At 37.6% G+C, this 12,902-nt stretch carries 11 protein-coding genes; 5 read left to right on the top strand and 6 right to left on the bottom strand.

Features of this window, described 5'->3' with window-relative positions:
• The first annotated feature begins 11 nt into the window (after positions 1 to 11).
• Complete coding sequence (locus AAY42_RS00220) at positions 12 to 2,711, top strand: T9SS type B sorting domain-containing protein (protein WP_055392004.1); 2,700 nt, start codon at positions 12 to 14, stop codon at positions 2,709 to 2,711.
• 42 nt (positions 2,712 to 2,753) lie between these two features.
• On the top strand, positions 2,754 to 4,742 hold the full coding sequence (gene uvrB, locus AAY42_RS00215) for an excinuclease ABC subunit UvrB (RefSeq protein WP_055392003.1): 1,989 nt from the start codon (positions 2,754 to 2,756) through the stop codon (positions 4,740 to 4,742).
• A 113-nt stretch (positions 4,743 to 4,855) separates the two neighbouring features.
• On the opposite strand, the gene AAY42_RS00210 is transcribed toward uvrB, so the two are convergent.
• The 5 genes from AAY42_RS00210 to AAY42_RS00190 form a co-directional block, all read right to left on the bottom strand.
• Entirely contained in the window at positions 4,856 to 5,281 is a 426-nt protein-coding gene (locus AAY42_RS00210) for an Hsp20/alpha crystallin family protein (RefSeq protein ID WP_055392002.1), read from the bottom strand.
• Between the two features lie 114 nt (positions 5,282 to 5,395).
• Positions 5,396 to 5,797, bottom strand: a complete 402-nt coding sequence (locus tag AAY42_RS00205; protein ID WP_055392001.1) for a hypothetical protein — start codon at positions 5,795 to 5,797, stop codon at positions 5,396 to 5,398.
• Between the two features lie 115 nt (positions 5,798 to 5,912).
• Positions 5,913 to 6,248 (bottom strand): hypothetical protein, encoded by a 336-nt coding sequence (locus AAY42_RS00200; protein WP_055392000.1) that lies wholly within the window; start codon positions 6,246 to 6,248, stop codon positions 5,913 to 5,915.
• 358 nt (positions 6,249 to 6,606) lie between these two features.
• The gene (gene sucC, locus AAY42_RS00195; RefSeq protein ID WP_055391999.1) at positions 6,607 to 7,800 is read right to left on the bottom strand and encodes an ADP-forming succinate--CoA ligase subunit beta; all 1,194 of its coding nucleotides are present in this window, start codon (positions 7,798 to 7,800) and stop codon (positions 6,607 to 6,609) included.
• Positions 7,801 to 7,863: 63 nt separating this feature from the next.
• Positions 7,864 to 8,505, bottom strand: coding sequence for an LON peptidase substrate-binding domain-containing protein (locus AAY42_RS00190; protein ID WP_245625568.1), 642 nt, complete (start codon positions 8,503 to 8,505; stop codon positions 7,864 to 7,866).
• 158 nt (positions 8,506 to 8,663) lie between these two features.
• Here AAY42_RS00190 and lysA point away from each other — a divergent pair, with 158 nt between their 5' ends.
• The 3 genes from lysA (at position 8,664) to AAY42_RS00175 (ending at position 10,912) form a co-directional block, all read left to right on the top strand.
• Positions 8,664 to 9,902 carry a diaminopimelate decarboxylase gene (lysA, locus tag AAY42_RS00185; protein ID WP_055391998.1) on the top strand — a complete coding sequence of 413 codons (1,239 nt, stop codon included), beginning with the start codon at positions 8,664 to 8,666 and terminating at the stop codon, positions 9,900 to 9,902.
• Position 9,903: 1 nt separating this feature from the next.
• The gene (locus tag AAY42_RS00180) at positions 9,904 to 10,311 is read left to right on the top strand and encodes a DUF3995 domain-containing protein (RefSeq protein ID WP_055391997.1); all 408 of its coding nucleotides are present in this window, start codon (positions 9,904 to 9,906) and stop codon (positions 10,309 to 10,311) included.
• Positions 10,312 to 10,387: 76 nt separating this feature from the next.
• Positions 10,388 to 10,912, top strand: a complete 525-nt coding sequence (locus tag AAY42_RS00175) for a thioredoxin family protein (protein ID WP_055391996.1) — start codon at positions 10,388 to 10,390, stop codon at positions 10,910 to 10,912.
• Positions 10,913 to 10,959: 47 nt separating this feature from the next.
• Here the strand turns inward: AAY42_RS00175 and AAY42_RS00170 are convergent, their stop codons facing one another.
• Positions 10,960 to 12,897 carry an auracyanin family protein gene (locus tag AAY42_RS00170; protein WP_055397650.1) on the bottom strand — a complete coding sequence of 646 codons (1,938 nt, stop codon included), beginning with the start codon at positions 12,895 to 12,897 and terminating at the stop codon, positions 10,960 to 10,962.
• Between the last annotated feature and the right edge of the window lie 5 nt (positions 12,898 to 12,902).

Here is a 12,902-nt window from a genome sequence, read left to right as displayed (position 1 = left end):
ACAAACATCAAATGCTAAGAACACTACTTACTGTTTTTGTATTTTTAATTGTATTTCTTGGATATAGCCAAGGAGAGTCAACCTATTGGTATTTTGGAAATGGGGCTGGCTTGCGCTTTAATGAAGATGGAAGTACCACAGCACTTACAGATGGAAAATTGAATACTCTTGAAGGCTGTGCATCCATATCCGATCAGGAAGGGAATTTGTTATTATATACCGATGGACGTACAGTATATAATGCCAATCACGATGTTATTGCCAATGGTACTGGGCTTTATGGGGATTCTTCAAGTACACAATCTGCCTTGATTGTCCCAAAACCCGAAGATCCCAGCATTCAATATATTTTCACAGTAGATACTTCAACCAATGAGAGTGATAGTAATTTTGGGTTTAACTACTCAGAAGTAGATCTCGAATCCAATGGAGGTCAAGGTTATGTACGTAGAAAGAATATCAATCTTTTGGATTTCAGTTCCGAAAAAATTACTGCCGTACTCAAGGATTGCTCAAATAGGTCAGTATGGGTGGTTACCTTGGCGCCAGCTGGAGACGATGACTTTAACTTTAATACCTTTTACGCCTATGAGGTAGGACCAAATGGCATAAACAGCACACCGGTAATCAGTAGCTTTCCAGAACTTCAAATTACTGATTCTAGAGGATATCTTAAATTTTCACCAGATGGTACTAAGGTTGCATGTGCAAATTCCATGAGTGGTCTTTACTTGCTTGATTTTGATGTGGCTACCGGAACCACATCCAATCCCGTTCAAATCAATATCCCAGGAAGTAACCGATTTCCCTATGGCGTTGAGTTTTCACAGAACCAACAATTTTTATATGTAAATGCCTCAAATAATGCCTCAGGAGAAATAGATGACCCCTACAACTCTTCACTATTTCAATTGGATTTGACAACCTTCCAAGTTGTTGAACTAGATAGAAGGGAAACATTTAGATCTGCCCTTCAATTGGGCTACAATGGTAAAATCTATAGAACCATAGCCGAGGAGTACCTTACAGGAACAAAATTTCTTGGAGTTATCCACAACCCAAATGAGGGAGGTACCGCTGCCAACTATCAACACAATGCCATTTCTCTGGAAGGAAAAATTGGGAATCAAGGACTTCCTCCATTTATTCAATCTTTTTTCTTTAAAGCAGGGCTTTTTAGAAATGAAGATGGAACTCAGGAAAGCTCGGCATCTATTTGTGAAACCGAAGAGCTAAGATTAGGAGTGGATTTTTCATCGGGGGCAGCCTACATTTGGAAAAAGAATGGAGTTTTACTGCCAAATACCTCTCATGAGCTTGTAATACCCTCCGCAAGACTTACCGATTCAGGCGAGTATTCCTTAGAGATTATTCCAGCTGACCCCAAAGAATGTGTAATAAACGGGGAAGCCATAATCGAAATAATTCCTATTCCTATACCCAATCCGGTCAATTTAGTACAATGTGATGTAGACATGGTCAATTCAACCGACGGATTGACTGCAATTAACTTAGAGCAGATAAGTACAAATAGTGGATTCACCTATACTTTTTATGAAAGTATTTCTGATTTAACAAACGACCTTCCAATCTCCGACCCAGTTAGATATCAAAATATAAACCCATTTTCCCAAACGGTTTATTATCGTGTAATGAACGAAAGAAACTGTGGAGATTCATCTGAAATCAATCTGAGCGTTGTTTCTACTGCAATCGGTAGTAGTACCCCAAAAACGTTTTACGGATGTGATGATAATCCAGAAGACGACATTCTAGAGGGAACTTTTGATTTAGACCAAATCAGACAGGCATTCCCCGGTTTGGAAGTAAGTTTTTACGAAACACGGGAAGATGCAGGTTTGAAACTAAATGCACTGCCAGCAAACTATGGGTCCCAGCCAGAAACCATTTTTGCTAGACTAGAAAACAATAATGAATGCCAAAATGTGGAAGAAATTGAATTGATCTTAAACCCTTCTCCTTCGTTTACATTCCCAGAAGAGTTTAACTGGTGCACCAATGGAGAACCATTGCATTTAAATGCTCCATTGGGTTATGATCTATATAACTGGTATTACAAAGATGGTTCTGATTTGGTATCATTAGAAAGTGGTTCCTCGATAGCAGTTGAGCAAGCTGGGGATTTTGTTTTGGAAATAGGGTATTCCTATGTCCAGAATAACCAAACTACAAATTGTTTCACCACAAAGGAGTTTACCATTTTCCCCTCCAGTCCTGCTATCTTTGTATCAATTGATATTACTGACTTTTCAGAAAATAATACTGTAATGGTCATTGTAGAGGGTGATGGCGATTATGAATATTCATTGGACGGTTTAGTTTATCAAGATGATCCATTATTTGAAGATGTCATTGCCGGTTTTAGGACAGTTTATGTAAATGATAAAAATGGTTGTGGCGTTAGTGAAAAACAGATTTCTATATTAGGTTATCCCAAATTTTTTACTCCCAACGGTGATAATGAACATGATACTTGGCAATTGCTAGGAGCAGATGATCAGGTACAGGCCATGAGCCTAATATCTATATACGACCGTTTTGGAACATTAATTACCCAAATTAGTCCAAAAAGTGACGGTTGGGACGGATGTAATAGTTCAGGAGGAGAACTTCCATCATCCAGTTATTGGTTTAAGGCCAGTTTAGAAGACGGTAGGGTCTTTAAAGGTTATTTTGCCCTAAAGCGCTAGATTTTTTTCCCAAGTCTCCATTTTGCTTTGTAATTTTAAGCAATGAAATTCGAAATCGTATCAGAATTCAAACCGACAGGAGATCAACCCCAGGCCATAAAACAGTTGGTAGATGGTATTAAGGAAAAAGAAACACATCAGACCCTACTTGGTGTAACAGGTTCTGGAAAAACATTCACCGTTGCCAATGTTATTGAAACTGTACAGCGACCTACATTGGTGCTGGCACACAACAAAACACTTGCAGCCCAACTCTATTCTGAGTTTAAGCAGTTTTTTCCAAAAAACGCCATTGAATATTTTGTTTCCTACTATGATTATTATCAACCAGAAGCCTACATTCCAACAAGCGGTTTATACATCGAAAAAGATTTGTCTATCAATGAAGATATTGAAAAACTAAGATTAAGTGCCACTTCTTCATTGCTATCAGGCCGTAGAGATGTTCTTGTTGTGGCATCAGTATCTTGTTTATACGGTATCGGAAACCCTGTGGAATTTCAAAAGAATGTAATCTCCATTCATAAAGATCAGGTTATAGCTAGAACAAAATTCTTGAAACAATTGGTGCAAAGTCTTTATTCTAGGACAACTGCTGATTTTAGAAATGGTAATTTCAGGGTTAAGGGAGATGTGGTGGACGTATTTCCAAGTTATGCCGACCATGCCTATAGAATCCACTTTTTTGGAGATGAGATTGAAGAAATTGAAGCCCTAGACCCATTCAACAATAAAGTGATTGAAATATATGAGTCATTAAATATTTATCCGGCAAACATGTTCGTGACCTCTCCGGATATCCTCCAAAATGCCATTCATCAGATTCAAGATGATTTGGTAAAACAAATAGATTATTTTAAAGAAATTGGTAGGCCACTTGAGGCAAAGCGTTTGGAGGAGCGTACCAATTTCGACCTGGAAATGATACGGGAACTGGGTTATTGTTCTGGAATTGAAAACTATTCCAGATACTTGGATGGTAGAGAGCCCGGAACCAGACCATTCTGTCTGTTGGATTATTTTCCGGAGGATTACTTAATGATTATTGATGAAAGCCATGTCACTATTCCTCAAGTTCATGCCATGTATGGAGGCGACCGTTCTAGAAAGGAAAATTTGGTTGAATATGGATTTCGTTTGCCGGCGGCAATGGATAATAGACCTCTGAAGTTTGAGGAGTTTGAAGTATTGCAAAACCAAGCTATCCATGTAAGTGCCACTCCCGCCGACTATGAACTGCAGCTAAGCCAGGGAGTTTATGTAGAACAGGTAATTAGACCAACGGGGTTATTAGATCCTATTATTGAGGTTCGCCCAAGCCAGAACCAAATAGATGATTTGGTGGAAGAAATTCAACAAAGAGTAGAAGCTGATGAACGAACTTTGGTGACCACATTAACCAAACGAATGGCTGAGGAACTGGCAAAATATTTGACTCGAATAGATGTTCGGTGCCGTTACATTCACAGTGATGTGGATACGCTTGAACGTGTTGAAATCATGCAAGATTTGAGGAAAGGTATTTTTGATGTACTTATTGGTGTAAACCTTTTAAGAGAAGGGTTGGATTTACCAGAAGTTTCACTTGTGGCAATATTGGACGCTGATAAAGAGGGATTTTTACGTAGTAACAGGTCATTGACCCAGACCGTGGGTAGGGCCGCCCGTAACCTAAACGGAAAGGCCATTATGTATGCTGATAACATTACCGAAAGTATGCAGAAAACCATTGATGAAACCAATTATCGTAGGGAAAAACAAATAGCATATAATAAAAAACATAATATGGTACCCAAAGCTTTGAACAAAGGCCTTGATAGTGCTTTGGCAAAAAATTCCGTCTCTACATACCATTTTCAAAAAGAAGAATTGCGTGCCGCGGAGCCGGATTTAGAATATCTTACCCAGAATCAAAAAGAAAAAATGATCCGGGATAAACGGAAAGCAATGGAAAAAGCTGCCAAAGAATTAAACTTTATGGAAGCTGCGAAATTGAGAGATGAAATAAAGGTATTGCAGAATCAGGATTAAAGAAAAAAAGCGCGCTTCTAGATATAAACTCTAAAAACGCGCTCCCACCAACTAACCAACCATCATGAAACACTTAACTTGGTGTTCTTTTGATAATTTATGCTTTGTAGCTACTACCCTATCGAAATTAATCGCTTTGGTTTTGGCAATGCCTCATCTTTTTTGGGTAAGGTTAATTTTAAAATTCCATTTTCATATGAAGCGTCTATTTTGGTACCATCTACCGTTTCCGGTAAAGTGAAGGCTCGATTAAATGACCTAAACGAAAATTCCTTTCTGGTGTAATTGTCCTTTGTTTCCTTGTTTTCAGAAGTAATTTCACTGGATATGGTCAAAATATCATTATCCACTTCCACTTTAAAATCATCTTTTTTAAGACCAGGAACGGCTAATTCCAATTCAAAACCTTCTGTATTGTCTTTGATGTTTACTGCCGGAAAGTTGGTGTTCCAATTTTCAGTCCCGCCAAACCAATCCGGTCTTAAAAGATCATTCATTAAGGATGGGAAAAACACATTATTTCTTTTTACTATACTCATGGTGATTCATTTTATATTAAACATTAAAATCAATTACCAATAGTCAAATCATGTACCAATGCATTTATAATGCCATTTTGGCATTATTTGAACCTAAAAACATGTCAAAATGACTTAATTATAATGTGCTTTGAAAATATTGATCAATATATCTGGAGGAACAACCTTATTTGGATATTCATGCATTACACTAAAGACCTGCTCAATTCCAGAAGGTGGAAGTCCCATTGCAAGCCCAATATTTCGAAGGGTGAGCATTTCTTTTTCATGTTGTTCTTGATCTATATTCATTAGAAGCAACAATCTATGGAATTGTACAATCCGCTCTGCCTGCGACTTAAGGAAAGTTTTTGAAGGTTTTTCGTTCAATAGAAATTCAAAAGTGGTCTTATCCACGCCTAAGCTTGAAGCTACGCCAACCAAGAATTGATACTCTGAGTCCTTTAAAGATTGGTCAACCCGTGCGAATGCGATCATCTCAGAAAGAATACTAAGCTTTTCTTTATAGGTATCCATATAGTCAGTTTTGAACAAATTCCTTCATAATAACTCCAAAACCGCTAGTTTTATTACATGAAAAACCCTGAATAATTTCAGGGTTTTCCTAGCTAATTCAAATAATTCCAGCCAATTAAGCTGTAATCCGTACAGAAAGTGTAAATATTTTGCCTTCGCTCATATCTTCTAAATCCACTTTCCTATAGTTCAAACTACCTTTTACAAAATGGTCCAGAGAATCGTCTTCAGTATCAACTGAAAGCACAACCAACTCTCTTTCTTTGTTTATTGTAAAACGTACTTCGGCAATTAAATCTTTCTCCGCTACCTCAAAGGAGTTATCCTTAAGCATTTTTTTAATCTGGGTAACGAGATTTTTTGTTGGGTTGACTGTGTTGATATCGTTTGCAAAAATACTTCCGGATGCAAGTAGCAAAATTGCCACTAATGTGATACTAACTTTTTTCATGATGATTTCGTTTTTTGATTTATAATTGATGTGATGATATATAAAAGACTTTAAATTATTAGGAATGTTACAATAAAATAAGTTTTTAACATATTTTTAATGAATATTCATCTTAAAAACCTGATAAAATGCCAACAAAACCATAAAAAGCTTATTCAACAAATTTTTGAATTTGACAATAAAGAATTTAAAGTGTAGTGTGCTAGTTTGGAGAATTCGTTAAAAAAAGTACAGTACTGTTAGAAATGAGACAAACTAAAAAGCGAGTATTCTCATGAGCAAAACAAAAAATCTAGGATAATAAAAAAGGGGCAACATCAAATTAACGTTGCCCCTTTTTCTTCGTAAACCAGAAAGTTTAAGCCAATACTTCTTTCACTTTATCAGCGGCTTCCTGAAACTGAACTGCTGAATGCACAGCCAATCCAGAATTATCTATAATCTCTTTGGCCAACTCAGCATTGGTACCTTGTAGTCTTACAATAATTGGAACTTTGATGGCATCTCCCATGTTTTTATAGGCGTCCACAACACCTTGGGCAACTCTATCACAACGAACAATACCTCCAAAAATATTTATAAGAATAGCCTTTACATTTGGATCTTTTAAAATGATGCGAAACGCTTCCTCTACTCTTTTAGCATCTGCGGTACCACCAACGTCCAAGAAGTTAGCTGGTTCTCCGCCAGCCATTTTTATCAAATCCATAGTGGCCATTGCCAATCCTGCGCCATTTACCATACAGCCAACGTTACCATCCAAATCGACATAATTCAAGCCTACCTCTCGAGCTTCAACTTCAATGGGGTTTTCCTCACGTAAATCGCGCATTTCCGCATAGGCTTTTCTTCTGTATAATGCATTGTCATCGATAGATACCTTGGCATCCACTGCCATTATCTTATCATCTGATGTTTTTAAAACTGGATTAATTTCAAACATACTTGAATCGCTTTCAACATATGCTTTGTATAATGATGACACAAACTTTGTCATTTCTTTGAAAGCTGTACCTGACAGTCCGAGATTAAAAGCAATCTTTCGGGCTTGAAAAGGCATTAATCCGGTTGCAGGGTCAATCTCTTCAGTAAAAATTAGATGTGGCGTCTTTTCTGCCACTTCTTCAATATCCATTCCTCCTTCGGTAGAATACATGATCATGTTTCTTCCAGAACCTCTATTTAAAAGTACGGACATGTAAAACTCATTCGTCTCACTGTCGCCTGGATAATAAACATCTTCTGCAACAAGTACTTGATGTACTTTTTTACCTTCGGCCGAAGTTTGAGGTGTAATCAAGTTCATTCCGATAATACTTCCCGCCAATTCCTCAACTTCCTTTAGATTTTTGGCCAATTTTACACCGCCGCCCTTGCCTCTACCTCCTGCATGAACCTGCGCTTTGATTACATGCCATCCCGTACCTGTTTCTTGGGTAAGGTGTTTGGCAGCATCTACTGCTTCCTTTGCATTGTGTGCAACAATTCCACGTTGGATTCTAACTCCAAAACTGGCTAAAATTTCTTTTCCTTGATATTCGTGAAGATTCATCTATGAACTGACTTTTATTTGGTGACAAAAATAGAAAACGAAAGGTAATTACCCTAACTATCCTTAGACTTTAAAATCTTCAAAATCCAAAGGATCAAAATTTTTAAAGTGTCCATTCATTTCTATAGTATTTTTGGTTCTATTCACTTCACTTAAAACTAATGCAGTTGTCTCTAAGTGCTTTTTGATATACAACAACCTATCAGTCTCATTTGGAATTTGCAGAAGTTCATACTCCTGCTCAAAGGATAATCCCATTTTATGTGCAAGGGAATAACTATTAAACTGTTTTGGAGAAGTTTTGGTAAAAGGCACGTGCATTAGGTCATATAACTTTTCTACACCCTCCAAAACTTCTTTGCGTAGGGCATCGTCTGCATCATTCTCACTATCCAAAAACTCCACATCGCCACCCGCATAAAGCTTTCCCTTCATTCGATTTTCAAAAGACAGTACCTTAAATACCTGTCTTGCAACTCCAACAACATCCATTTCACCGTTCTCATAGGTTGTAACAACCTCAACCAACTGAACTTCTGTCCCATATACAAGTGTATTATTTATAAACACCGGAATTCCAAAGGTCATAGCCTCCTTTCTACAGTCATTTATTAATTGTTTGTAGCGGTCTTCAAAAATATGTAGAGGTACTGTTTCACCTGGAAAAAAAACCGATTGCAATGGGAATAGAGGTAATATCATCATTGGAATTTGTGTTAAATGTACAATCTGAGTTTCAAAACAGCAAGTTGGAAAATCAAGTTTGTTATTTTTATAACAATTTGTTGTATTTGTATTTTTATCAAATAATATCTTGTACATCTTAATAGCAAGGTTTAGATTTGCCAAAAGACTAATATCAAATGAACTCCCAGAATTTACTAAATATTGCCAAAAAGTTTGGTGCACCGGTATACGTGTATGACGCCGAAAAAATTACGTCACAATTTAACCGTTTGACAAAAGCCTTTAAAGGAGTGGGTAGCCTTAGACTAAACTATGCCACAAAAGCACTTTCCAATATTTCCATTTTACGTTTGATGAACAATTTGGGGAGTGGTTTGGATACGGTATCTGTTCAAGAGGTTAAACTTGGGCTGATGGCCGGTTTTAAACCTGAATCCATTATTTATACACCAAATGGGGTATCGTTGGAGGAAATTGAAGAAGCTTCAGCTCTAGGGGTTCAGATTAATATTGACAATTTATCAATATTGGAACAGTTTGGGAGCAAACATCCCGATGTACCTGTTTGTATCAGAATTAATCCACATGTAATGGCTGGAGGCAACTCCAATATTTCAGTTGGTCATATTGATTCAAAGTTCGGAATCAGCATTCATCAAATTCCACATTTGTTGCGCATTGTTGATCTAACCCAAATGAACATCAATGGGATTCACATGCATACGGGAAGTGATATCCTGGATATTGATGTCTTCCTTTATGCTTCGGAAATTTTATTTGAGACTGCAAAAAACTTCAAGAATTTAGAGTTTATTGATTTTGGAAGTGGATTTAAAGTACCATACAAAGCAGGTGATATAGAAACCAATGTGGAAGAACTGGGCAAAAAACTAACGAAAAGATTCAATGAGTTCTGTAATGAATATGGTAGGGAATTAACCTTGGCCTTTGAGCCCGGAAAATTCTTGGTAAGTGAAGCGGGTCATTTTCTTGCTAAGGTAAATGTGGTGAAACAAACTACTTCTACTGTTTTTGCAAGTGTCGATTCAGGATTTAATCATTTAATACGTCCAATGCTTTATGGATCATCCCATGAAATCAGCAATATTTCCAATCCAAATGGAAAAGAACGCTACTATTCCGTGGTAGGTTATATCTGTGAAACCGATACTTTTGGTAGTAACCGAAGAATCAATGAAATCTCAGAGGGTGATATTTTAAGCTTTAAGAATGCAGGTGCATATTGTTTTACCATGGCCAGTAACTATAACTCAAGATACCGTCCTGCAGAAGTTCTTTGGTATAAAGGGAAAGCGCATTTAATTCGAGAACGAGAGACTTTTGATGATATACTTCGAAATCAAGTAGATGCAAAAGAATTGTTTGAACCCCCTAAAAAAGTAGTTGCCAAATAGTATGGGGGTAATTACTATTCTGATATCGATAGTTTTAATTTTTTTGGCCGTACTTCATTTTTACTGGGCGGCATTTGGCATTAAAGACCCTTCAAAAATAATTCCCACAAGAATCAATGAAAAAAGAGTAATGGCTCCAGGAAAGTTTGGGGCCATAATCGTTGGTATTATTCTGCTCTTTTTTGCCTTTATCTTTATAAACAAGATTCTGATGTATATAGATTCTGATTGGACGGGATACGTGGCTAAAGGTATTGGCATTTTATTTATAGTTCGTGCCTTTGGGGATTTTAAATATGTTGGCTTTTTCAAATCTGCCAAGAATAGCAAGTTTTCGGTTTTAGATACACGCTATTACTCCCCATTGTGTCTACTTTTGGGAGCACTTATTTTAATTTTGGAGTTTTGAACTAAATACTAATTTGGCACAATTTTCGTTAGTTTTGTAATAGTCTATAGACTAAACCCTCAAAATTTAAGGAACAATGCGCGCAGCTTTCACCTATATAACTCAACTAAGCTTATTTCTTTTTCTTTTAATTGGATCTCAAACACAGGCCCAAAGCGTACAATGGCTAAGTTGGGATGAAGCAGTGCAGTTGTCCCAAAATGATTCACAGCCTAAGAAAATGTTCATAGATGTGTACACAGATTGGTGCGGTTGGTGCAAGAAAATGGATAAGGACACATTTCAAAACCCTGAAGTTGCAGCTTATATGCAGGATAATTTCTATATGGTAAAAATGGATGGAGAAGGCAAGGAGCCTATTGATTTTCAAGGCAAAACCTTCAATTTTGTACCTTCAGGAAGAAGAGGTTACCATGAGTTTGCCGCTGCCCTAATGCAGGGTAAAATGAGTTATCCCACGGTCATTTTTTTAGATGAAGACCTAAAGATGCTATCTCCTGTTCCCGGTTATCAAAAAGTGGAACCTTTCCTGCAAATTGCCCGTTATTTTGGTGATAATATTTACAAAGACCAAGATTGGCAAAGTTATGCTGGGATGTAAAGAAACTTAGTTTAAACTTCCTATTTTTTAATTCTTTTAGACTGTCATCACTTTGCTTCCACACGTAGCACTCCCCTCATGATAGTATGATGTCCTGGAAAAGTGCATACATATTGATAAATTCCCGGTTCACTTGGTGCAATAAAGTAAATCGTTTCCGCATCTGATGGAGCTACCATATTGGTGTGCGCTATAATTTCATCTGATTTAGGGATAAAACTCAACTCTGCTCCATCCAATCCTAGTTTTAATGCTGCTTCTCCTACCTCATCTGCTTTTCCTGGATTGACGAAAAGAAAGTTATGAGGCATATCATCACTATTGTTGAAGGTAAGTTTCACCTTGCTTCCCACCACAACTTTCAACTCTTTTTTGTCAAATTGAAGCCCGGGCAGTGTCCCTAATTGAATTTCAGTGTCAATCTGCCCACCCCAACTTTCTGGTAATTCCGTTATTCTACGGTTTGATGCAGTGACCCCAGCTTCATTGGAATTGCTCGTTGAAACAATATTCGTATCCCCTTCTGGCACTTCATTCAACGTATAATATCCATAGTCATTCAATAAAGGTTTTCCCTTAACATTTCTAACCCCTGTAGCCTTGATCTCATAAATAAACCCTTTTCGGAACTTATCCAGTTTAAGTGTCGCGCTCAATCCATCCTCAGACACTTCTATAGCTTTTATGGTTCTATTTTCTTTTTGTACCACAGGGCTACCATAGCGATGATGGTACCGATACGTAAAATCCGTAATTTGATAGGATGTTATAGCTTGGGCTGAAGATTTATTTATTGGTTGCGTAAATTCCAATCGAAACCCATCAGGCTCAACCATTATTTTTTTGATTTCAAATGGTATTTTTCCAGACCATGAAAATCGTTCCAATGCAAAAGGTTCTTTTCCAGTTGACCTCCATCCTCTATTGGTCTGCCCTACATAGACAGCATCCTTTTCTGGGGCATATTGCATACGTAACACTCCTGAGGAAAATCCATCAATAAACGGGAAACATACCCCTTGGTACACACCATTTACTTTCTCTTGAAAAACCCGCATGATCTTACTATGTCCTTGGTCACCAACCATCAATTGACCACTAAATGGTCCCATTTTGTCACTGAATACCGCTATATCCGAAGTAGAAATTCCCATCAATGTATGTGGAAACCAAACTGAAGGTGGTTTTACCGCTTCTATCTCTTCCTGATACTCATACAATGTCAGTTCTTTGGTATCATCAATGTCTTCAAACTTGACACTAATCGGTGAGTCTTCTTCTTGTGACCATCTTAAACCTTCTGGGCTACCTGCAAAATCACCCAACTCCAAATGGGTCATTCGTCCAGAACCCACCCAATCGCCTTGATTTTCAGTATAAAAAATATCACCTTCTTTATTGAGTCCAAATCCAGCAGGAGACCTAAGTCCAGTTGCATATGGTATTACTTCTCCATCCGGAGTGACCTTAAGCATCCATCCACTCCATTTTGATTTACTGACTCCCTTTCCTTCCCAACCAAGATTGAGGGTTACAATCATATCCCCATTATCCATTAATACCGGACCGTAGGAATACTCATGGTAATTGCCATACAGTTCCCAAACAACAATGGTTTCATAGGAATCTGCCTTGTCATCACCGTTCGTATCTGTTAATTTGGTGAGTTCACCTCGCTGGTTACTATAAAAAGAACCATCATTAAAAGCCAGACCTAAAGGTTCATGAAGCCCATGTGCAAAACGCACATATTCAGGCTTATCCTGAGTTGGGTCATCAATCAGCCACAATTCCCCTCTACGGGTAATTACCCCTAGCCTTCCCTTATCATCGAAAGCCATGCCCCCAATTTCCAAAGAAATTTCATCAGGAATATTTATTTTTTCGATGGGATAGTATTGGGAACTATTTTCTTGAGCAAATGTTCCTAAGCTGGTAAGGCTCAAAATAAGGACAAAAACCAAGCTAAGTTTTATGTTTTTCATTCTTC

Source organism: Flagellimonas eckloniae (genome assembly GCF_001413955.1).
Lineage (GTDB): Bacteria > Bacteroidota > Bacteroidia > Flavobacteriales > Flavobacteriaceae > Flagellimonas > Flagellimonas eckloniae.
This window is presented reverse-complemented; position numbering and strand designations above follow the sequence as displayed.